This window comes from Streptomyces sp. NPDC001002, assembly GCF_053599215.1.
The window spans coordinates 1-22522 of the sequence record NZ_JBSFLV010000012.1 but is presented as its reverse complement, the minus strand read 5'-3'; the positions used below and the strand labels follow the sequence as shown (position 1 = coordinate 22522).

At 71.0% G+C, this 22522-nt stretch carries 18 protein-coding genes; 11 read left to right on the top strand and 7 right to left on the bottom strand.

Going from position 1 to position 22522, the window contains the following annotated elements; translation table 11 throughout:
• The first annotated feature begins 249 nt into the window (after window positions 1–249).
• Window positions 250–921 (top strand): response regulator transcription factor, encoded by a 672-nt coding sequence (locus ACWDR3_RS08610; RefSeq protein ID WP_450351715.1) that lies wholly within the window; start codon window positions 250–252, stop codon window positions 919–921.
• Complete coding sequence (locus ACWDR3_RS08605; RefSeq protein ID WP_450351714.1) at window positions 918–1967, top strand: sensor histidine kinase; 1050 nt, start codon at window positions 918–920, stop codon at window positions 1965–1967. Before ACWDR3_RS08610 ends, ACWDR3_RS08605 begins: the two co-directional genes overlap by 4 nt.
• 9 nt (window positions 1968–1976) lie before the next feature.
• Here ACWDR3_RS08605 and ACWDR3_RS08600 read toward each other — a convergent pair whose 3' ends face one another.
• On the bottom strand, window positions 1977–2339 hold the full coding sequence (locus ACWDR3_RS08600) for a DoxX family protein (protein WP_450351713.1): 363 nt from the start codon (window positions 2337–2339) through the stop codon (window positions 1977–1979).
• Window positions 2340–2460: 121 nt separating this feature from the next.
• Between ACWDR3_RS08600 and ACWDR3_RS08595 the strand changes: the two genes are divergently transcribed.
• From ACWDR3_RS08595 to ACWDR3_RS08575, 5 genes are all read left to right on the top strand, one after another.
• Window positions 2461–3321 carry a LysR family transcriptional regulator gene (locus ACWDR3_RS08595; RefSeq protein WP_450351712.1) on the top strand — a complete coding sequence of 287 codons (861 nt, stop codon included), beginning with the start codon at window positions 2461–2463 and terminating at the stop codon, window positions 3319–3321.
• 80 nt (window positions 3322–3401) lie between these two features.
• Complete coding sequence (locus ACWDR3_RS08590) at window positions 3402–3998, top strand: dihydrofolate reductase family protein (protein ID WP_450351711.1); 597 nt, start codon at window positions 3402–3404, stop codon at window positions 3996–3998.
• Window positions 3999–4077: 79 nt separating this feature from the next.
• Complete coding sequence (locus ACWDR3_RS08585; RefSeq protein ID WP_450351710.1) at window positions 4078–5010, top strand: bifunctional helix-turn-helix transcriptional regulator/GNAT family N-acetyltransferase; 933 nt, start codon at window positions 4078–4080, stop codon at window positions 5008–5010.
• Window positions 5011–5020: 10 nt separating this feature from the next.
• A complete protein-coding gene (locus ACWDR3_RS08580) occupies window positions 5021–5821 on the top strand; it encodes a sugar phosphate isomerase/epimerase family protein (protein WP_450351709.1) in 801 nt (266 codons plus the stop codon).
• A 134-nt stretch (window positions 5822–5955) separates the two neighbouring features.
• Window positions 5956–7212 carry an MFS transporter gene (locus ACWDR3_RS08575; RefSeq protein WP_450351708.1) on the top strand — a complete coding sequence of 419 codons (1257 nt, stop codon included), beginning with the start codon at window positions 5956–5958 and terminating at the stop codon, window positions 7210–7212.
• A gap of 57 nt (window positions 7213–7269) precedes the next feature.
• Here the strand turns inward: ACWDR3_RS08575 and ACWDR3_RS08570 are convergent, their stop codons facing one another.
• Complete coding sequence (locus ACWDR3_RS08570; RefSeq protein WP_450351707.1) at window positions 7270–7917, bottom strand: GNAT family N-acetyltransferase; 648 nt, start codon at window positions 7915–7917, stop codon at window positions 7270–7272.
• Window positions 7918–8440: 523 nt separating this feature from the next.
• Between ACWDR3_RS08570 and ACWDR3_RS08565 the strand changes: the two genes are divergently transcribed.
• On the top strand, window positions 8441–10225 hold the full coding sequence (locus ACWDR3_RS08565) for a glycoside hydrolase family 3 protein (RefSeq protein WP_450351706.1): 1785 nt from the start codon (window positions 8441–8443) through the stop codon (window positions 10223–10225).
• 135 nt (window positions 10226–10360) lie between these two features.
• Window positions 10361–11008 (top strand): hypothetical protein, encoded by a 648-nt coding sequence (locus ACWDR3_RS08560; protein WP_450351705.1) that lies wholly within the window; start codon window positions 10361–10363, stop codon window positions 11006–11008.
• 58 nt (window positions 11009–11066) lie between these two features.
• Here ACWDR3_RS08560 and ACWDR3_RS08555 read toward each other — a convergent pair whose 3' ends face one another.
• The 5 genes from ACWDR3_RS08555 to ACWDR3_RS08535 form a co-directional block, all read right to left on the bottom strand.
• Window positions 11067–12485: a S28 family serine protease gene (locus ACWDR3_RS08555; RefSeq protein ID WP_450351704.1), complete on the bottom strand. Its 1419-nt coding sequence runs from the start codon at window positions 12483–12485 to the stop codon at window positions 11067–11069.
• A 99-nt stretch (window positions 12486–12584) separates the two neighbouring features.
• A complete protein-coding gene (locus tag ACWDR3_RS08550) occupies window positions 12585–12974 on the bottom strand; it encodes a hypothetical protein (protein WP_450351703.1) in 390 nt (129 codons plus the stop codon).
• Window positions 12975–13064: 90 nt separating this feature from the next.
• Window positions 13065–16784, bottom strand: a complete 3720-nt coding sequence (locus tag ACWDR3_RS08545; RefSeq protein WP_450351702.1) for an ABC transporter ATP-binding protein — start codon at window positions 16782–16784, stop codon at window positions 13065–13067.
• 122 nt (window positions 16785–16906) lie between these two features.
• Window positions 16907–17953, bottom strand: a complete 1047-nt coding sequence (locus tag ACWDR3_RS08540) for an esterase-like activity of phytase family protein (protein WP_450351701.1) — start codon at window positions 17951–17953, stop codon at window positions 16907–16909.
• Between the two features lie 54 nt (window positions 17954–18007).
• Window positions 18008–18868, bottom strand: coding sequence for a serine hydrolase (locus tag ACWDR3_RS08535; protein WP_450351700.1), 861 nt, complete (start codon window positions 18866–18868; stop codon window positions 18008–18010).
• Window positions 18869–19063: 195 nt separating this feature from the next.
• On the opposite strand from ACWDR3_RS08535, the gene ACWDR3_RS08530 reads away from it, so the two are divergent.
• Together ACWDR3_RS08530 and ACWDR3_RS08525 are read left to right on the top strand one after the other, a co-directional pair.
• A complete protein-coding gene (locus tag ACWDR3_RS08530; protein ID WP_450351699.1) occupies window positions 19064–21358 on the top strand; it encodes a glycosyltransferase family 39 protein in 2295 nt (764 codons plus the stop codon).
• Between the two features lie 224 nt (window positions 21359–21582).
• Window positions 21583–22386, top strand: coding sequence for an endonuclease I family protein (locus tag ACWDR3_RS08525; protein ID WP_450351698.1), 804 nt, complete (start codon window positions 21583–21585; stop codon window positions 22384–22386).
• Window positions 22387–22522: the final 136 nt, after the last annotated feature.

The following is a 22522-nucleotide window of genomic DNA, read 5'->3' as shown; positions in this document are numbered from 1 at the left end:
AGGCCGGACCGCCAATCTCTGAAGCCGGACCACCGATCCGTCGGACCGCGCCACCACTCCCTTAGGCCGGACCGGCCAGTCCCTGCGGCCGGTCCGCCGATCCCCCGCACCACGCAGCCAGGTCCTGAGGCCGGACCGCCGATCCCCTGCGCCGCGCAGCCAGTCCCTGAGGCCGGGCCACCCATCCCTCAAGCCGCGCCGCCAGTCCCTCAGGCTGCGTCGGCCGGGTCGCCCAGTACCTTTGCTTCCATGAATTTCGGCCGCGCCGGGCAGGGGGTGGAGGCTGTGTCGCGTCTCAGTGTGGTGATTGCCGATGATCATCCGGTGGTCCGGGCGGGCATGCGGGTGCTGTTGTCCCAGGACGCGTCCTTCGAGGTCGTCGCCGAGAGTTCCACGGTCGCGGAGACCGTGCGGTGCGTGACGGAGCATCAGCCGTCCGTGCTGGTCCTGGACCTCACCATGGCCGGGCAGTCCAGCCTGCCCTCGATCCCCGATCTGCTCACGGCGTCGCCCGGCACCCGCATCCTGGTCCTCACGATGCAGGAGGACCCGGCGTTCGCGCGCGCGTCGCTGCGGATCGGGGCCGCCGGATATCTGCTCAAGGAGGCGGCGGCGGAAGAGCTGGTCGGCGCGGCTCGGCAGGTCGCGAAGGGAGCTACGTATCTCCAGCCGGTCATGGGTGCCCGGCTGGCCGTCTCCGACACCGGAGGTCCCGGCGTCGAGGGGGACGGCTCTCTGAGCGCGCGCGAACTTCAGGTTCTTTCGCTGCTCGCCCTGGGCCATACCAATCAGGAGATCGCCGGACGGCTGCATGTCTCCGTGCGGACCGTGGAGACCCATCGCGCCAGGGTTCGGGACAAGCTCGGGACCGAGACACGGGCGGAACTCATCGCCGCGGCCCGTGAACGCGGGCTGCTGTGACGCACGGCGGGCCGCGGTCCAAGGCCGGTCCGATCACGGAGGGCGCGGGCGCTGCGCTGCTCGTCGTCGCCTTCGCGGTCGAGGTCCTTCAGCAGCAGCCGCGTTGGGTGATGAGGTTCTCCCTCGGCGCGGCCGTCGTCCTCATCGTCGCGGCGGCGCTGAGCAACGCCGTCCGGCGGGCCTGGCTTGCGGCGCTGAGCGGGCTCGCGCTGATTCTCGCCGTGCAGCAACTGGTCCGTATGACCAAGGAGCCGCTGTTCAACGGCCTGAACATCGTGCCGCTCCTGCTGATCGGCTGCGCCGCGATGCTGGGCCGCAGTGCGGTGTCGCGTCGCCGTGCCCTCGCACGGGACCTGGCTCAGGCCCGCAGCGACGGCGAGGAGCGCGAACGTCGGCGCTGGGCCCGCGAGTTGCACGACGAGACCCTTCAGGAACTGGGCGCCGTCCAGATCGTGCTGTCCACCGCCGTCGGCGCCGGCCAGTCCGCCGCGACGAACGAGGCCATCAACCAGGCGCGGGGCCTGATCGCGAACCAGATCACGTCCTTGCGGCACCTGATCGTGGAGATGCGGCCGTTCGCCCTCGACCAGTTCGGACTGGTGGCCGCGCTCGAAACACTGTGCCGGCGCACCGAGGAGACCTTCGGGCTGGAGACGGAACTGCGCGTCGGAGCCGCGTGGAGCGGGCCCGGCGACGAGTTGTCGCCGGAGGCCCAGGCGCACGTCTACCGCATCGTGCAGGAAGCGGTGAACAACGCGGTCAAGCACGCCCAGGCGAGCCACCTCCTGGTGCAACTCGACAGCGACGACCACGCGATCAGCGTGACGGTCCGGGACGACGGCCTCGGGATGGCCGCCCGACGACCTTCCGAACCGGCCGTCCGGACCTCACCACTCACGGCGCTCTCCACGGGCACCGGGCTGCCGGCCATGCGCGAGCGCGCCCACCTGCTGAACGGAGACCTCACCGTCCACTCCACTCCCGGCGAGGGAGCCCGCGTCACCCTCCAGGTACCGCACCGCGGCAAGGGGCCCTCCTGGTGGTAGGCCCCGCCCTCACAACCAGACGCTCCCCAGCCCCGCAGCCACCCCCGCCACCACAACCAGCCCCGCATTGAGCCCGACTTGGCGGTCCCCCCGCCTCAAATGGACCCTGAGCGCGCCCACTTGCAGCACCACGAACCCGACAGCCGCCACCACTGCCAGCCAAGGTGCGATGTCGGTCGCCGGCGGGAGGATCAGGCCCAGCGCGCCCAGTAGTTCCACCACCCCGATCGTCCTCACCGCCCGCATCGGCGTCTCGTCCACCCACGCCATCATCGGGCGGAGCTGCTCGCGGCTGCGGAGGAGCTTCAGGGTGCCGGCGTAGACGTAGAAGAGGGCCAGTACGGCGGCGGTGATCCAGTAGGCGAGGGTCATGAGGTGCGTCCAGGGGCAGTCATGCCTCGATTGCAGCGGCTGGGCCCGGGTGGCGTCCAAGACCTGTTCCGCCGGCTTCATACCGTGCGGGTATCGTCGCAGGGAGGAGGGGGTGGCCGGGATGGAACTGCGTACGCTGCGCTACTTCGTGGCCGTTGCCGAGGAGCTCCACTTCGGGCGGGCCGCAGCTCGGTTGCACATCAGTCAGCCGCCGCTGAGTCGGGCTATCCAGCGGCTGGAGAACGACCTCGGTGCCGTGCTCTTCGAGCGGTCGTCCGCCGGGGTCGCGCTCACGCCCGCCGGGGCCGTGCTGCTCGACGAGGCGCGGGGGCTGCTCGATCAGGGGGAGCGGGCGCGTGTGCGGGTGGCCGTCGCCTCCGGGGTCGCCGTCCTCACCGTCGGGCTGCTCGGCGACTCCACCGATCCCCGGGTCGCGCGGCTCGCCGACGCCTATCGGCTGCGGCATCCGGACGTCGAGGTGCGCGTTCGCGAGACCGAACTGGCCGACCCCACCTGTGGGTTGCACGCCGGGGTGGTCGATGTCGCCCTGACCCGGGGGCCGTTCGACGAGACCGGGCTCGTCGTACGGGAGTTGCGGGCCGATCCGGTGGGGGCGTTGCTGCGGGACGACGATCCGCTGGCCGGGCGCGGGAGTCTGAAGCTGGCCGATCTCGTGGATCGGCGGTGGTTCCGGTTTCCGGAGGGGACCGATTCCCGCTGGCAGGGGTACTGGAACGGTGGCGAGGTTCGGGAGGGACCCGTGGTGCGGGCCGTCGAGGAGTGCCGGCAGGCCGTGCTGTGGAACGGAACCGTCGGGATGACGCTCGTCGGGCACCCACCGGGGGCCGGGCTCGCCGTCGTGCCGCTCGTCGACATGCCGCCCAGTCCGGTGGTGGTGGCGTGGAGGGGCGGGGAGGATGGCAGTCCGCTGGTCGAGTCGTTCGTGCGGGTCGCTGCGGCCGTCTATCGCGGCCGGCGATGAGTTCCGCTCCCTCCCGCGGTCTTCACCCCCGCAAGCGACAACCCACAGGCAGCAGCCCGCCTACGACAGGAATGAGTCCCATGCGCATCGTGGTCAGTGAGTTCATCAGTCTCGACGGAGTCGTACAGGCCCCCGGCGGTCCCGAGGAGGACACCGACGGCGGCTTCGCGCACGGCGGCTGGTCGCATCCGTACTTCGATCCGGAGGTGGTCGGCGGGGCCTTCGCCGCGGGCCTGGAGCGGGCCGAGGCCCTGCTGTACGGGCGCCGGACGTATCTGACGATGGCGGGGGCGTGGCCCGAGCGGGCCGGGGATCCGTTCGCGGACCGGCTCAACTCGCTGAAGAAGTACGTCGTGAGCGACAGCCTCGGCGACGGCGAACTGGCCTGGAACAACACCGAGCGGATCCCCGGCGCCGACGCCCTCGCGCGGATCAGCGAGCTGCGGGAGAGCGAGGGCGGCGACCTGGCGATGATGGGGAGTCCGACGCTCGTACGGGCGCTGCTCAGCGCGGGGCTCGTCGACGAACTGCAGCTCATCGTGATGCCCGTGCTGCTCGGCGGCGGCAAGTCGATCTGGCCGGACGACAAGGTCAAGCGGGGGTTCGAGCTCGTCTCCACCGTCGCGGGGAAGACCGGCGTCCAGGTGTGCGTCTTTCGGCCGGCCGCCGAGGGGTAGCCGCCGGAGGCGCGGGGGTCGTAGGCTCGGTCCGACGGGATCTCTGACTGAGTCAACTATCACCCAGGGGGCGACCACCATGACCGTCCAGGACATCCGCGCCTTCAACCGCTTCTACACCAACGTCATCGGCGCCCTCGACTACAGCCGCCACCTCTACGCGCCCTACACCCTCACCGAGTCCCGCGTCCTGTACGAACTCGCCCACTCCCCGCGCACCGACGCCGCCGACCTGCGCGGGGAACTGGCTCTGGACGCCGGGTACTTGAGCCGGATCCTGAACAAGTTCGAGCAGGACGGGCTGATCGAACGCGTGCCGTCCAGGGAGGACACCCGGCGGCGGCACATCACGCTCACCGCGCGCGGGCGCGAGACCGCCGCGCTGCTCGCCGAGCGTGCCGACGAATCCGTCGGGGCGCTGCTGTCGAGCGTGCCGGCCGCCGACCGGCCCCGGCTGTCGGAGGCGATGCGTACCGTGCGGGAGATCCTCTCCGAGGGGCGGCGGCCCCGCCGCGAGGACGTCCTGCTGCGCGAGCCGGGGCCCGGTGATCTGGGCTGGATCGTGCAGCGCAATGCCGCGCTGTACGCGGCCGAGTACGGGTTCAACGCCGACTACGAGGGGCTCGTGGCCCGGATCGTCGCCGACTTCGCCGAGGACCACGATCCGCATCTGGAGCGGGTGTGGGTCGCCGAGCTGGACGGGCGCCCGGTGGGATGCGTGATGTGCGTACGGGACGACGCCCCGGGCACCGCGCGGCTGCGGCTGCTGCTCGTCGAGCCCGACGCCCGCGGACTCGGCATCGGCGACCGCCTGGTCGGTGCCGTCGTCGACTTCGCGCGCGGGGTCGGCTACCGCGATCTCGTCCTGTGGACCAACGACGTACTCACCGCGGCCCGGCACGTCTACCAGCGCCGCGGCTTCGTGCTCATCGCCGAGAAACCGCACCGGTCCTTCGGAAAGGACCTGATCGGACAGGACTGGCGCCTGGACCTGCACGGGACGGGCGAGTGAGAGTAGAGGCATGAGACTGGCGTTCTCCACCCTCGGCGTCCCCGGCCTGCCCGTCACGGACGTAGTCCGGCTCGCGGCCACCCACGGCTACCACGGTGTGGAGCTGCGCGCCCACCCGGAGGAACCGGTGCACCCCGGCCTCGACCTCGACGAACGGGCGGACGTGGCCGCCGAGTTCAAGGCCGGCGGCATCGACGTCCTCGGCATCGCCGGGTACGCGCGCGTGGCGGCGCCCGGCGACGACGGGCCGGTGATCGAGGAGGTCCGCCGCCTGGTCGACCTCGCCCGCGACCTCGGCGCCCCCTACGTCCGGGTCTTCCCCGGCGGCGGCCACGAGCAGACCCGCGAGCGCGCCGACGCGACGGCGGCCCGCAGGCTCGGCACGGCCGCGGAGTACGGCGCGGACCTCGGCGTACGCATCCTGCTGGAGACGCACGACTCGCACCGCACGGGCGCCGACGCGATCCGCGTCCTGGGCCGGGTCGGCCACCGCAACGCCGGCGCGCTCTGGGACGTCATGCACACCTGGCTCGGCGGCGAACAGCCCTCCGAGTCCTACGCCGCCCTCGCCCCCTTCCTCGGCTATGTCCAGGTCAAGGACATCGCCTCCGCCGACGACACCACCCCCCTCCCCCTCGGCGCCGGCGTGCTGCCGCTCGCGGAGTGCGTCGAGGTGCTCTCCCGGCACGGCTGGGACGGGTGGCTGTGCTGGGAGTACGAGAAGCGGTGGTACGAGGAGGCCGCGCCGCTCGACGGGCTGCTGGCGGCCGGACACGACCACCTGTGCCGGCTCCTCAACGACTCGGCGTAGGCAGGACACCGGGAACGGCCCGGCTCGGATCGCCACCGGGAACGGTCCGGCGTAAATCGCTGGCCCTCCCGACGGGCCGCTGACTAGGGTCCCCGGGTGACCCCGCACCCCGCTCCGTACCCCGCCATGCCCTCATGAGCCCCACCGGCCCCACGCGCCTCGGCCGGGCGTTCATCGACGTCCGGCCGCTGCGGACCTCGCCCGTCTTCCGGCGGCTGCTGTTCGGGCGGACGGTGTCCACGCTCGGCAGCTTCATGACCATGGTCACCGTCATGTACCAGGTGTGGGACATGACCCACAGCTCCATGTGGACCGGGGCGGTGGGCGTGGCCCAGGCGGTGCCGATGGTCGGGGTCAGCCTGTTCGCGGGGGCCTGGGCCGACCGGACCGACCGGCGCCGGATGTACCTCACGGGGACCGTCGGCTCGGCGGTGTGCTCCGCGCTGCTCACCGTGCAGGCCTTCACCGGGCATGTGCACGTGGTCGTCGTCCTCGTGCTCGTCGCGGTGCAGACGTCGTTCTCCGCGCTCGGCGCCCCCGCGGCGGGCGTGTTCGTGCCGCGGCTGCTGCCCAAGGACCAGGTGGCCGCGGGTCTCGCCCTCCAGCAGGTCACGGGCCTCGCGATGATGCTGGTCGGCCCGGCCGCGGCGGGAGTGGTGCTCGGCTGGTGGGGCATCGGTGTCTGCTACCTGCTGGACACCGTCAGCTTCGGTGCGTCCTTCTACGGCGCCTTCGGCCTGCCCGCGCTCCCGCCCGACGGCGAGAAGTCACGGCCGGGGGTGCACGGCGTACTGGACGGACTGCGCTTCCTGATCGCCCACCGGGCGGTGCGCGGCGCGCTGCTGACCGACTTCGCCGCGACCGTGCTGTCCTTCCCGGTCAGCCTCTTCCCCCTGGTCAACGCCGAGCGGTTCGGCGACGACCCGCGCACGCTGGGTCTGTTCCTGTCGGCGCTGGCGGTGGGTGGCGTGACCGCGACGGCGCTGTCGGGGCCGGTCACCCGGTTCGCCCGCCCCGGGCTCGTGATGCTGATCGGGGCGGGCGTCTGGGGCGGCGCGCTCGTCGCGTTCGGCCTCTCCACCAGCCCCTGGCTCGGCCTCGGCCTGCTCGTCGTGGCCGGCGCCGGCGACTCCGCCTCCGTGCTCGCCCGCTCCACGATCGTGCGGCTCCACACCCCGGACGCGCTGCTCGGCCGGGTGACCGCGGCGGAGATGATCGTCGGCCAGGCGGGCCCGAACCTCGGCAACGTCCGCGGCGGCCTCCTCGCCGGCTGGACCTCCGGCACGGTCTCCCTCATCACCGGCGGCCTGATGTGCCTGGCGGCGGTGGGAGCGGTGGCCGCGACGACACCGGAACTGCGGGAGAAGCCACCCCTGCCCGCAACCCCTTGAAAGCCGCCCCGACCCGCCCCCTGAGGAGACTGCACCGCACCGGACTTCCACCGGCCCCTACCCCCGCACCCCGCTCACCCGCCGCCGCGCCACCCGCGCCACCCGCGCCTCAAGCCTCTCCCGGCACTCCGGCCACTCCTCCGCCGTCACCGAGTAGATCGCGGAGTCCCGCAACCGCCCGTCCTCCCCCGGCGCCCAGGACCGCGACCAGTTCCTCAGCACGCCCTCGAAGCGGGCGCCGACGCTCTCGATGGCCGCGCGGGAACGGCTGTTGCGGGCGTCCGTCTTGAGGTCCACGCGGGCCACGCCCCACTCCTCGAAGGCGTGCCGGAAGAGAAGCAGCTTGGCCTCGGAGTTGACGCCCGTGCCCTGCGCGGAGCGCGCCAGCCAGGTGAACCCGACCTCCACCGCGTCGAGTCGGTCCTCCGACAGCCAGGACCGCGGCTCCCAGTACGAGGTCGCGCCCACCGCCCGCCCGGTGGCGAGGGACACCTGCGCGTACGGCGCGAGCCGTCCGGTCGCCGCGCGGGCGAGCTGCGCGTCGATGTACGCCGCCACCTCGTCCGCCCTCGGCACCCAGGTGAACGCGTACGTGTCCCGGTCCTCCTCGGCCGCCACCGCGAGATCGGCCGCGTGCCGATGCTCCAGCGGCTCCAGGCGCACGAACTCGCCCGCCAGGACCGGCCCCCGCAACTCGAAGGTCACCCGCGACTCCCCCTCTTCACCGCGCCCGCGCCTGCGCGAACGCCTCTCGGAAACGCGGGAGAGTCTTCCGTACGCGCCCCGGGTCGTCGACCGAGATTCCGGGTACCCGGAGTCACTGGACCACGCCCGACCCGTGTCGTCGGGGACGCAGAGGGCGTACGCACTCTGCGGGAGCCGTGGTCCAAGGTCACGACCCACCCGTCACGTTGGACCCTGCGTCACCAACTTCCGGGAATCGTCGGCACGGCGGGAACCCCCGCCGACTACGGTTCGTCCAACCCCCGAGCTGCCGGATGAGTCCCGTGGTGCGGTGTCGGCCCTCGCTGCTGGCTGCGATCGCTGACCTACCCTCTCCGCCGTACCACGGCCGGCAGAAGCCGCCATCGGCGCGCCCCCCTCCAACAGCGCCGATGGCGGCCCCTCTTCACGTACCGTGCGCACTCCCTTGACTGGCAGAAACTTCCCGGATATTGCTGACTCCTCGGAAGTTTCCTTCAAAGGATCACCTCCGGAAGGAGCGCACGTGCCCTCCAGACGCACCGTTCTCACCGCGACCATGGGCGTCACCGCATCCCTCGCGATCGGCGGCACCGCCCACGCCGACGACAAGAAACTCCGCTCCCTGATCTCCCGTATGACGCTGCCCGAGAAGGTCGGCCAGCTCTTCGTCATGCGGGTCTACGGCCACTCCGCCACCGCCCCCGACCAGGCCGACATCGACGCCAACCTGAGCGAGATCGGCGTGCGCACGGCCGCCGAGCTGATCGCCAAGTACCGGGTCGGCGGCATCATCTACTTCACCTGGGCGCACAACACCCGGGACCCGCACCAGATCGCCGGCCTCTCCAACGGCATCCAGAAGGCCTCCCTCAAGCAGCCGCGCGGGCTGCCCGTGCTCGTCGCCACCGACCAGGAGCACGGCATCGTGTGCCGCGTCGGCGCACCCGCCACCCTCTTCCCGGGCGCGATGGCGATCGGCGCCGGCGGCTCCCGCGCCGACGCCCGCACGCTCGGCCGGATCTCCGGCGCCGAGCTGCGCGCGATGGGCATCAACCAGGACTACTCCCCCGACGCCGACGTGAACGTCAATCCGGCCAACCCGGTCATCGGCGTCCGCTCCTTCGGCGCCGACCCGAACGCCGTGGCCGGACTGGTCGCCGCCGAGGTGAAGGGGTACCGGAGCAGCCGGGTGGCCGCGACCGCCAAGCACTTCCCCGGGCACGGGGACACCGCCGTCGACAGCCACTTCGGCTTTCCGATCATCACGCACAGCCGCGAACTGTGGTCGACGCTGGACGCGGTGCCCTTCCGGGCCGCGATCGACGCCCGGATCGACTCGATCATGACCGCCCACATCATGGTCCCGGCGCTCGACGACTCCGGCGACCCGGCCACCCTCTCCCACCCGATCCTCACCGGCATCCTGCGCGGGGAGCTCGGCTACGACGGGGTGGTCATCACCGACTCGCTGGGCATGGAGGGCGTACGGCAGAAGTACGGGGACGACCGCGTGCCCGTGCTCGCCCTCAAGGCGGGAGTCGACCAGCTGCTCAATCCGCCCTCCCTCGACATCGCCTGGAACGCGGTGCTGAACGCCGTGCGGGACGGGGAGTTGACGGAGGCGCGGCTCGACGAGTCGATCCTGCGGGTGCTGCGGCTGAAGGCACGGCTGCGGCTGTTCGAGGAGCCGTACGTCCGGCAGGGCGACGTGGACCGGGTGGTCGGCACCCGGTCGCACCTGGCGACGGCCGACCGGATCGCGGAGCGGACGACGACCCTGCTGGTGAACGAGGGCGGGCTGCTGCCGCTGTCCCGCAGGACCCACAAGAAGGTGCTCGTCGTGGGCGCGGATCCCGCCTCCCCCTCCGGCACCACCGGGCCGCCGACCGGCGTGCTCGCCGCCGCGCTCACCGGGCTCGGCTTCACCGCCACCGCGCTGTCCACGGGCACCGCTCCCTCAGCGGCCACGATCGCCAAGGCGGTCGCGGCGGCGAAGGACGCGGACGCGGTGGTCGTGGGCACGTACAACGTCACGGCGGGCAACTCCCAGAAGACGCTGGTCGAGCAGTTGGTGGCGACCGGGAAGCCGGTGGTCGCGGTCGCGGTCAGGAATCCGTACGACGTGGCACAACTGCCGTCCGTCCGGGCCTTCCTGGCCGCCTACTCCTGGACCGACGTCGAACTGCGGGCCGCCGCGCGGGTGATCGCCGGCCGGGTGGCGCCCCGCGGGAAGCTGCCGGTGCCGGTGCAGAAGGCGGACGATCCGACGGAGGTGCTGTACCCCGTCGGACACGGACTGTCGTACTGAGCCCTGGACGGCGGGCGTAGGGGCGGTACGCCACACAACCGGCGTACACCCACCAATCGGCCCGAAGCACCCCGTATGTCTGGCGTGTGCCCGCTGTTGCGGGTCACGCTGGGCGGGGGTACCGGGGGGTTCACGATGCGTGAGAGAAGTTCTGTGGGGGTGGTCTGCGCACTGGTGGCACTGCTCGCTGCCCTGGTGTCGGGCTGCGACGTCCTGTCGGCGTCCGGTTCGGAGGGCGGTGACGCGAGCGCCGCGCCCACCGGGACGGTCACCGCGACCGCGAGCCGGCCGTCCGGCTACGGGGCGGTGTTCCTGGGCGTGGACGAGTGCAGCTCGTTCGGGAAGACCAGCTTCACCGAGGTGCCGTGCACCAGTGAGCGGGCGGCGGCGCGGGTGGTGGCGCGGTTCGACGGCACGGTGGGCCAGGGTCCGCTGTGCCCGGCGACCACGGACTTCGTGCTGCACATCAGCGAGCAGAGCCCGTCCTCCGACGAGGACGGCGACGGCTCGGTGCCGCAGGGGTACGCCTGCATGCGCAACCTGGAGTCGCCGCATCCCGGCGACCCGGGCGGCGGGGGCGGTCCGCGCACCATCGTCGGCGACTGCGTCTACGGCTCCGGCAACGGACAGGTCCGTGAGACGGCGTGCGACGGCAGCGGCAAGAAGAAGCCGCAGTACAAGGTGGTGAAGGCGGTCGCGAAACGCACCCAGTGCCCGGCGACGACGGCCCTGTACGTGCAACTGGAGGGCGACAAACGGGTGGGCTGCGCCCGGCCGGTGTGATCACGGGTGATCAACGGCCGGACGCAGCCCGGGAGTTACGGGTCAAACCGGTGCGGTGCTACGGGCGCAGCGCCGGCTCGCGCTCCACGTCCCGTACGTCCAGCTTCTTGTCGAACTTCGCCAGCGGCTTGGCCTGCGCCGTGGTGGCCGCGGGGACGCCGGCCCAGGCGAGGATCCGCGCGGTGGCGAGCGCCTTCTGGTCGGCGACCAGACCGGCCACGTTGGCGCCGTGGTTGAGGCCCGGCGCGGTGAAGACGTAGGAGTCCTTCGCGCCCTTGCCGACGGCGAAGCGCTCCCCGCCCCACGGGTCGTTCTGTCCGTAGACGAAGAGCATGTGGCGGGCGTTGTGCTTCACCCACGAGTCGACGTCACGCATGGCGGACGGCTGGAACTTCATCGGGATCGAGCGCGGCACGAAGTTCCGCGGCGGCTGGTAGCCGTAGCGGATGTACTTCTTCTCGATGTGCGGGAAGTGGATGGTGGGCGCGCCCAGTTGGGTGCCCGCCTGGTAGTAGTACGGCGTGTACGGCTCCAGGCCCTGGTCCGTGTAGAAGGAGAAGCCGGAGATCGTGTCGACCGAGGTCCAGATCGCGTCGTCGGTGGCGTTCTTGGCGTCGGCCGGGATGTCGGCGCAGTCCGCGAGCAGGCTGTACTGCCAGAAGCCCCAGACGTAGTCGAGCACGACGGCCTCGTAGGCCTTGTCCAGGCTGCCGACGGTGGTGAAGGTGTAGCCGTTCTCGGCCGCGTAGGCGGCGTACTTCTGCTCCAGCGGCTCGCGGCGCACGAGGGCCTCGCGCTGCACGGCGTTCAGGCGGTCGCGGCACTCCTTGGTGCCGACGCTCGCGAAGAAGCGGTCGTAGGCCGAGTCCTCGTCGTTCACCACGTCGTTGGGGGCGACGTACGCGACGACGCCGTCCATGTCCTTGGGGTAGAAGCGCTCGTAGTACGTGGCGGTCATGCCGCCCTTGGAGCCGCCCGTGGAGACCCAGTTCTTGGCGTAGATCTTCTTCAGCGCCTTGAAGATGCGGTGCTGGTCGCTGGCCGCCTGCCAGATGTCCAGCTTGCTCCAGTCGGCCGGGGCCGGCCGGGAGGGGGTGAAGTAGCGGTACTCCATGGAGACCTGGTTGCCGTCCACGATCTGGGTCGGCTCGCGGCGGCTGGGTGTCGTGGAGACGTTGTAGCCGCCGGTGTAGAAGACCGTCGGGCGGCTGACGTCCTTGTGCAGCACGGTGATCCGCTGCTGGAAGGTGCCCTTGGACGGGTGCCGGTGGTCGACCGGCTGGGTGTAGTTCAGGACGAAGAAGCGGTAGCCGGTGTACGGCTTCTCCTCGATCAGGCTCATCCCCGGTATGGAGAGCAGCCGATCCTTGATGTCGGTCGTGCCGCCGGTCGGCTGGGCGGCGGTGGCCGCCCCGGCCGTGCTCAACGTGCCTATCAGCACGGTGAGCGCCAGCAGCCATCTGAGCGCCTTGCGCATGCACACTCCCCTGTGAGTACAGCTGTCCGCCGGAAGCTAGTCGAGCAACCGGCGTCCGCACCAGGGGAGTTCAAGAAAAGCTTGTAGGAAAGCCGCGAATCAGCAAAGAATCCAGCCCGAACTGACCGCGCCCCGGCCCACCGAGCCCTTGATCCACACACAGCGGTGCCCGGCGTGCACGGTGACCGGGCCCGCGTGGTGGGTGTACCTCCCCTTGTCCACCACGGGCCGGTTGCCGCGCGCCTGCACGCTGACCGACATGGCCCGCTTGGCGCCGCTCGCCGTCTTGGGGAAGGTGACGGCACAGACGTATCCACTGCGCTTGTAGACGTGGACGACGCCGGTGGAGAAGGGCAGGTCCCGCACCTTGCGCCCGCCGCAGTACGCGGCACCCTGGGCACTGGCGGGTGTGGCGAGCGCGAGCACTCCGGACGCGGTCAGCACGGCCATACCGAGGGCGAACCACCTCCGTATCGCACCTGTGTCCACTGTCGTCCCTCCCGTACCGCCGCCGGCCGACCCGTCGATGAGCGTACGGGTGTACGGACGCACGACGTATGTCGGATGGTTGCGCGACCGTCAGCGAACCGCCCCGACCGGCTCCTCCGGCTCGGACTGCCCGACGAACGTCCGCCACAGCCGGGCGTACCGGCCGTCCAGGGCCAGAAGCTCGTCGTGCGTGCCGTCCTCGACCACCATGCCGTGGTCCATCACCACCACCCGGTCCGCGCGGGCCGCCGTGGTCAGGCGGTGGGCCACTACCAGGGTGGTGCGGCGGCCGGTGAGGCGGTCGGTGGCGTGGTTGACCTGGGCCTCCGTGGCCAGGTCCAGAGCGGCCGTCGCCTCGTCGAGGAGGAGGACGTCCGGGTCGACCAGCTCGGCGCGGGCCAGGGCGATCAGCTGACGCTGGCCCGCGGAGAGATTGCGGCCGCGCTCGGCGACCTCGTGGAGGTAGCCGCCGTCCAACGTGGCGATCATCTCGTGCGCGCCCACCGCGCGGGCCGCCGCCTCGACCTGGGCGTCGGTGGCGTCCGGGCGGCCGTAGGCGATGGCGTCGCGGACGGTGCCCTGGAAGAGGTACGCCTCCTGCGGGACCACGCCCAGGCGGTGGCGGTACGAGGTGAGGTCGAGGGTGCGCAGATCGGCGCCGTCGACGGTCACCCGGCCGCCCGTGGGGTCGTAGAAGCGGGCCACCAGCTTCACCAGGGTCGACTTGCCGGCGCCGGTCTCGCCGACGAACGCGACCGTCTGCCCGGCCGGGATGCTCAACTCCACGCCGCCGAGCGCCTCTTCACCCTCCCCGTACGCGAAGTGCACGTCCTCGAAGGCGATCTCGCCGCGGAGGGAGAGGACGTCCAGCGGTTCGGCCGCGGCCTTCGTGGAGGTCGGCTCGCGCAGCAACTCCTGGATGCGGCCCAGCGAGACCGAGGCCTGCTGGTAGCCGTCGAAGACCTGGGAGAGCTGCTGGACGGGGGCGAAAAACAGGTCGATGTAGAGGAGGTACGCGACCAGCGCACCGGTGGTGAGCGTGGCGTCGTCGATACGGCCCGCGCCCGAGATCAGTACCGCGGCGGCCGCCACAGACGACAGCAGCTGGACGAAGGGGAAGTAGATCGAGATCAGCCACTGGCCCCGCGTCCGCGCCGCCCGGTAGCTCGCGCTGCGCTCCGCGAACCGCGCCCCGCCGTCCCGCTCGCGCCGGAAGGCCTGCACGATCCTGAGCCCCGACACCGACTCCTGGAGGTCGGCGTTGACCACCGACACGCGCTCACGGGCGAGTTCGTACGCCTTCACGCTCGCCCGGCGGAAGAAGAAGGTGGCGATGATCAGCGGCGGGAGGGTGGCGAACACGACGAGTGCGAGCTGCACGTCGATCACCAACAGCGCGCCCATGATGCCGAAGAAGGTGACGACCGAGACGAACGCCGTGACCAGACCGGTCTGCAGGAAGGTCGAGAGGGCGTCGACGTCGGTCGTCATCCTCGTCATGATCCGGCCGGTCAACTCCCGCTCGTAGTAGTCGAGTCCGAGCCGCTGGAGCTGGGCGAAGATCTTCAACCGGAGTGCGTACAGCACCCGTTCGCCGGTACGTCCGGTCATCCGGGTCTCACCGGTCTGCGCCGCCCACTGCACGGCGACGGCGACCAGTCCGAGCAGCGCGGCCGCCCAGACCGCGCCGATCGCCAGCGCGGAGACGCCCTGGTCGATGCCGTGCCGGATCAGCACGGGCAGCAGCAGGCTCATGCCCGCGTCGACGGCGACCAGCCCGAGGCTGATCAGCAGCGGCTTCCGGAACCCGTGCAGCAGACGTCCAAGACCGTACGACTCCTCCGCCCGCACCGCCCGTGCCTCGTCGATGCCGGGCACGTCGGTCGCCGGCGGCAACGCGTCGACCTGGTCGAGGAGTTCGGGCGTGGCGGGCATCCCGGCCAGCGCGGTGTCCTTGGGCGCGCGATCGCCGGTCCACAGCCGCGGGGTCACTCCGCGCTCCGCGTCGAACTCGGCGTCCAACTCGTCGCGTACGGAGGTGTCTTCGGCCGGGGCGGCGGGCAGGGCGTGGCCGGGCGAGACGCCGCCCAGCTCGTCGGGGTCGGTCAGCAGGCGGCGGTAGAGGGCCGACCGCTGCTGGAGCTCCTCGTGGGTGCCGACATCCGCGAGGCGGCCTGCGTCGAGGACGGCGATGCGGTCGGCCAGGCCCAGGGTGGAGCGGCGGTGGGCGATGAGGAGGGTGGTGCGGCCCCGCATGACCTCCTTGAGCGCCTCGTGGATCTCGTGCTCCACGCGCGCGTCCACGGCCGAGGTCGCGTCGTCGAGGACCAGGAGCCGCGGGTCGGCGAGGATCGCGCGGGCGAGGGCGACGCGCTGACGCTGGCCGCCGGAGAGGGTGAGGCCGTGCTCGCCGACCGTGGTGGCGTAGCCCTCGGGGAGCTCGGCGATGAAGCGGTCCGCCTGGGCGGCGCGCGCGGCGGCCTCGACCTGTTCGTCGGTCGCGTCGGGGCGGCCGTAGGCGATGTTGTTGCGGACCGTGTCGGAGAAGAGGAAGGAGTCCTCGGGGACCAGGCCGATCGCGGCGCGCAGCGAGTCGTGGGTCAGCTCGCGGACGTCGTGGCCGCCGACGAGGACGGCACCGTGCGTGACGTCGTAGAAGCGCGGCAGGAGCAGGGAGACGGTGGACTTGCCGGAGCCGGAGGAGCCGACGACCGCGAGGGTCTCGCCGGCGCGGATCTCGAAGGAGAGCCCGTCGAGGACGGGGCGCTCATGGTCGTAGCCGAAGGACACGTCGTCGAACTCGACGGTCGCGGGCGCGTCGGCGGGCAGTTCCTTCGTGCCGTCCTTCATGGTCGGCTCGGTGTCGATCAGTTCCAGGACGCGCTCGGTGCCGGCGCGGGCCTGCTGGCCGACGGTGAGGACCACGGCGAGCATCCGGACCGGGCCGACGAGCTGGGCGAGGTAGGTGGAGAAGGCGACGAACGTGCCGAGCGTGATGTGCCCGCGCACCGCCAGCCAGCCGCCGAGCGCCAGCATCGCGACCTGGCCGAGGGCGGGGACGGCCTGCAGCGCCGGGGTGTACCGGCTGTTGAGCCGGATGGTCCGCAGCCGCCCCGCGAACAGCCGCCGCCCGACCTCCCGCAGCTTCCCGGTCTCCTGCTCCTCCTGCCCGAACCCCTTCACCACGCGTACGCCGCTGACGGCTCCGTCGACCACGCCCGCCACGGCGGCGGCCTGGGCCTGCGCGTACCAGGTGGCGGGGTGCAGCTTCGAACGGCTGCGGCGCGCGATCCACCACAGGGCCGGGGCCACCGCGAGGGCGACCAGCGTGAGCGGCGGGGACAGCCAGGCCATGATGCCGAGCGAGATCACGAAGAGCAGGAGGTTCCCGATGGTCATCGGGAGCATGAAGAGCAGGCCCTGGATCAGCTGGAGGTCGCTGGTCGCGCGCCCGACGACCTGGCCGGTGGACAGCTCGTCCTGCCGGCGCCCGTCGAGCCGGGTGATCGTCTCGAACATCTCCGTCCGCAGGTCGTGCTGGACGTCGAGGGCGAGGCGGCCGCCGTAGTAGCGGCGGATGTAGGTGAGGACGTAGACGACCACGGCGGCGGCGATCAGGGCGCCGGCCCAGGGGGCCATGTCCCGGCTGTGGTCGCCGATCACGTCGTCGATGATCACCTTGGTGACCAGCGGAACGACGGCCATCACGGCCATGCCGCCGAGGGAGGAGCCGAGGGCGAGGACGACGTCCGTCGGGTGGCGCCAGGCGTATCCGGCGAGTCGTTTTACCCAGCCCTGCTCTTGTGCCACGCCGGTGCCCTCCGTTGTTTCTGGTGCGGATCCACGTACTGATCCACCGAAGGGCACCAACGTCAATCGAAGCGGATTTCATCCCTCCGCAACAAAGAGAGGGGAGAACAGGACACCTGGGATCAGACCCGTACCCGCAGGTAGTAGAACCGGGTCGTCTGGACCGCGTTCTGGTTGTCGTCGCTCACCAGGAGGACCTTGAGGCGGCCCTTCTCCTTGCCCGTGATCGTCATGCCCTCGATGTTGTCGAGGAGGGGGTTGGGCTGGGGCTGCTTCGCCGTGGCGCCCAGGGTGGGGCAGGTGGCGATGTCGGTGAGGAGGGTCTTCTTGATCAGGCGTACGCCCGACTGGCCCGTGAGGTTCTCGATGCCGCTCGTGTCGGTGGCGCGGCGGGGGTCGGCCAGGTAGAGGCGGACGGTGTTGCCGACGCCCGCGGTGAAGCCGCGCTCCAGGACGAGGAGGCGGCCGTCGGGGGTCGCCTGGACCTCGGGGACGCCGAGAATGGCCTCGTCGGTGCGGTACGCGTACTGCGCGCCGAGCTTGAAGTGGTTGCCCTTGGTCCGGTTCCAGGTCTGGAAGCGGACGATGCCGGTGGAGTCGCCGGCGATGGCGTACTCCATCGACGCGAGCAGGGTGTGGCCGCCGGGCAGCAGGGTCAGGCCCTCGAAGGTCTGGTTCGAGGTGGCGCGCCCTGCGGGGGCGACGAGCAGGGAGGACGGGACCGGGAGGCGGTCGAGGATCTTGCCGTCGCGGGAGTAGCGGCGGATCGACGGCTCGGTCTCCGAGGTGATCAGGCGGGTGCCGTCCCGGTCGATGACCAGACCCTCGGAGTCGAGCGCGGCGCCGTTCTCGTCGGCGAGCGGGACGGCCTTCTCCGGGGCCAGCGTCCTCGCGTTCAGGTCGAACAGCGAGGAGCGGTCGGAGAGGGCGGCCAGGGAGCCGTCACGGTCGACCGCCAGCGCGGAGAAGTTGCCGACGAACGTGCCCTGGTAGGTCGTCTTGTCCAGGGCGTCGGAGAAGCGGTCGAGGGAGACGGCGGGCGAACACGCGTTGCTCCCGTAGGAGTTGGCGGTCACAGCGGTGCCGGCCGAAGCCGGCCCGGCGGCGGTCAGACAGGTGGCCGCCGCCAGGGCCGCAGTGACGGTCGTGAGTACGGTTCTCAGGCGCATGGGCGTCACCGTAGGGCGGGGACAGTGACGACCGGGAGACCGTTTCGTGAAAAATCAGCTCGCGGCCAGGTCCTTGTGGATGACCTTGGCGACGCCCTGGATGGTGGTGATCCCGTAGTTCATGGTGCTGTTGCCGTGCGTCAGCACCGTGATCATGTAGTCGTGGCCGCCGCCCTTGAACGTGCCGACGCTGTGCACGCGCCAGCCGTGCGTGGCGCGTTGCAGCCAGCCGTTCTTGACGTGCACGGAGACGCCGGAGGGGGTGCCGTACGGGGTGCCCCAGCGCTGGGACGAGATGACCTGGCCCATCAGCTTCTGGATGTAGGCACGGGCGTTGTCGCTCAGGACGCTGTTCTTCGCGGTGACCAGTTTGAGCAGTTTCTGCTCGTCGGTGACCGTGATCTGGGTGAGCCCCCAGTAGCCGTTCGCGCCGGGCTTGGTCTGCGTCATCTTGGCGGCGGCCAGGAAGCCCTTGATCTTCGTCAGGCCCAACTGCTTCCAGAGCTTGCTGGTCGCGTCGTTGTCGGACTTGGTGATCATGGCCTTGGCGCGGGCGGCCTCGGTGTCGGTCAGATACCGGTTGTGCTTCTTCGCGTCCCACAGGAGCGTGGCCAGAACGGTCACCTTGACGACGCTCGCCGAGTCGAAGGCGCTGGAGGCGCGGAGCGAGCACGTGGTGTTGGTGGTGCGGTCGTAGAGGCCGACCGCGATGGTGCCCTTGCGGTTGGCGAGGGCGGCGGTGATGTCCTTCTTGAGCTTGGTCGCGAGCGCCGCCTTGGACGAGGTGCAGGCGACGGTCGGTGCGGCCGCCGCGGCGGCGGGCGTGGCGGCGGTGGCGGTGGCCACACAGGCGGCGAGCGTGGCGCCGGCGATCCATCTGGCACGTACGGATATTCGAGCTTCCCCGTTAGTCATGCCCTCTATGACTCACAGGTTCGACCGAAAGGTTGTACGCACCGCTTTCCAATTGGGCAAGGGTTGTATCGGCCCCGCTGGGACGACCCCGTTGGGCAACGACTGAACAAGACGTTGCCGAGCCCTTGGTCGATTCACAGCCGGGGGCCAGGTTCGCCACAGCGCGCGCCCACTCCCCGTCACCACGATGCTCGGGTGACATCTGCCACCGATCCACACCCCCACACCGAGACCGTGTCCGAAGACTGGCCGCCGCCGACCCCGCCCGCGGCGCCCTCGGACAAAGCACCGCGCTGGTCGCTGCCCGCCCTGATCGCCATCCTGGTGCTGGCGGCGGCGCTGTACTCCTGGAATCTGTCCGGGTCCAGCCTCAACAGCTTCTACAGCTCGGCCGTCTACAGCGGCACCAAGAGCTGGGAGGCCTGGTTCTTCGGCTCGCTCGACGCGGGCAACTTCATCACGGTCGACAAACCGCCGTTCGCCCTGATGGTCATGGGCCTGTCCTGCCGGATCTTCGGCTTCGGCACCTGGCAGATGATGCTGCCGGAGGTCGCCGCCGCGCTCGGCACGATCTGGATCCTGCACGCGTCCGTGAAGCGGTACTTCGGGCACGTGGCGGCGGCGATCGCCGCGCTCGTGCTCGCGCTGACGCCGATCACGGTCGCCATCAACCGGGACAACAACCCCGACACCCTGCTCGTCCTGCTGATGGTCGGCGGCGCGGCCCTCGCCCTGCGCTCGGTGCGCACCGAACGGCTGCTGCCGCTGATCGGCTCGGCCGTCTGCTTCGGACTCGCCTTCAACACCAAGATGCTCCAGGGCTACATCGCCCTGCCCGCCGTCTTCGCCGTGTACCTGTTCGCGTCGAAGCTGGGCTGGAAGAAGAAGCTCGTCCAACTGGCCCTGGCCACGGTCGCGTTGGCCGTCTCCAGCTTCTGGTGGGCCACGGCCGTGTCCCTCGTACCCGCCGACGACCGCCCCTACATCGGCGGTTCGACCGACGGCAGCGCCTGGAACCTGATCATGGGCTACAACGGCCTGGGCCGCGTCTTCGGCGGCGAGGGCAACGGCGGAGGCGGCGGGGGCGGGGCCGGTGGGGGCGGCGGAGGCGGCACCTTCGCCGGCACCGCGGGCCTGGGCCGGATGTTCAACGACATCCTCGGCGGGCAGATCTCCTGGCTGATCCCCTTCGCGGCCATCGCGCTGGTGGCCGGCCTGGTGCTGTGCGGGCGCGCCCCGCGCACCGACCTCACCCGCGCCGCGCTGGTGCTGTGGGGCGGCTGGCTGGTGCTGCACTACCTGACCTTCGCGATGGCCGAGGGCACCATGCACCCGTACTACACGACCGCGCTCGCCCCGGGCATCGCGGCGCTCACCGGTGGCGGCGGCGTCATGCTGTGGCGCGCCTTCCGCGGCGGTGACGCCCGCTGGTCGTGGGTGCTGCCGGCCGGGCTCGCGGTCACCGGCATCTGGGCGATCGTGCTGCTGCGCCGGGCCACCGACTGGAACACCTGGCTGTGGCCGGCGGTCGGCGTGGTCATGGTCCTCGCGATCATCGGCCTGTTCGTCTTCCGCTCGGGCAACAAGGCCCGGCTGCTCTCCCTCTCCATCGCGGCGGCGATCGTGGCGGCCCTCGCGGGCCCGACGGCGTACGCGGCCTCGCCCGCCCTCTCCTCGGCGAGCGGCGGCATGGGCGGCACCAACCCGACGGCCGGTCCCTCCACCGGCAACGGCGGCCCCGGCGGAGGCGGCGGTCCCGGCGGCGGCCGGGGCGGCTTCGGCGGGCAGCGCGGCGAGCTGCCGGGCGGCACGCAGCAGGGCGGCGGCCAGGCGAACGGGGAACTCCCGGGCGGCCAGGGCCAGATGACGCCGGGCGGCGGCACCGGTGAGCTGCCGCAAGGCGGGGGCGCGCCGAGCGGGGCTCCAAGTGGCGGCGGCACGGCTCCTGGTGGGACCGGCGGCACCGGCGGTACGGCTCCCGGTGGGACCGGTACCGGTGACGCGCCCGGCGGCGCAACCGGTGGTCGCGGCGGCTTCGGTGGCGGCGGCGGTATGGGCGGGGGCGGTGCCTCCACCGAGCTCGTCTCGTACCTGGAGAAGCACCAGGACGGCGCCAAGTGGCTGCTCGCGGTGTCCAATTCGCAGTCCGCGGGCCAGCTGATCCTCAGCACGGGCAAGCCCGTCATCTCCATGTGGGGCTTCACCGGCTCCGACAAGGCGATGACCCTCGCCAAGCTCAAGGAACTGGTGAAGAAGGGCGAGTTGCACTACATCCAGCTCGGTGGCGGCGGCATGGGCGGCAACAGCAGCCTGAACCAGGAGATCACCAGCTGGGTGGAGAAGAACGCGACGGCGGTGAAGGAGAGCGAGTACAGCAAGAGCGGTAGCGGTACGTCGGACTCGTCGTCGACATCCTCGTCCGGCTCCGCCTCCTCCACTCAGACGAACACGTCGACGATCTACCGTCTGGACCCGTCGGACGTCAGCTGAGTGACTGACTGAGCAAAGCGCGCCCCAAGGCCGCCTATTGGCCTCTCAACGGCCCCTGACCTCCCGGTCGGGGGCCGTTTTGGTACGTCAACTCGCGTAGACAAAGGGCAAATTGCCGGTTCCGGTCATCTGATCGACATGTCGAAGTCATTTACAGGGCTGCATGCCCATGTCACGCTCCCGTCTGCCGCCTCCATTCAACCCGCGTAGATGGGACCCCCTTTATGCTGGCGACACGCATCCGCCGCTGGAAGACAGTGGCCCTGACGACGGCAGCCGTCCTGGTCGGTTTCAGCGTCCCCGCGCTGACCGCGACCCCGGCCGCGGCCACCACCACGGCGTACGACACGACGTACTACAAGAACGCGGTCGGCAAGACGGGCACCTCTCTCAAGTCCGCGCTGCACACGATCATCAGCAGTCAGACGAAGATCTCGTACTCCGCGGTCTGGGACGCGTTGAAGGCCACCGACCAGGATCCGAACAACAGCAACAACGTGATCCTGCTGTACAGCGGTGTCTCGCGCGCCAAGTCCCTCAACGGCGGTGACGTCGGCGACTGGAACCGCGAGCACACGTGGGCCAAGTCGCACGGCGACTTCGGTGAGGCGATCGGCCCCGGCACGGACCTGCACCACCTGCGTCCGGCCGACGTCCAGGTCAACAGCATCCGCGGCAACCTGGACTTCGACAACGGCGGCAGCGCGGTCACCAACGGCGGCGGCTCCACCGTCGACTCGGACTCCTTCGCGCCGCGCGCGGCGGACCGGGGCGACGTGGCCCGCATGATCCTCTACATGACCGTCCGCTACGAGGGCGACGACGGCTGGGCGAACCTGGAGCCCAACGAGAAGGTGGGCAACGGCAGCAACCCGTACATGGGCAAGCTCTCCGTCCTCAAGGCGTGGAACGAGGCGGACCCGCCCAGCGCGTTCGAGGAGAAGCGCAACCAGGTCATCTACGACACGTACCAGCACAACCGGAACCCGTTCATCGACCACCCGGAGTGGGTCGAGGCGATCTGGTAGACGGGAACCGTTCGGCCGCGTACCGCTCGCCTGCGGGGTGCCACCAGGCGGGCGGTACGGGGCCGCGCACGAGCGAGGCCGACTGCGGTTGCGGCTGATCGGGATGCAGCCCGAGCAGCCGCAACGCCCCGCCCTC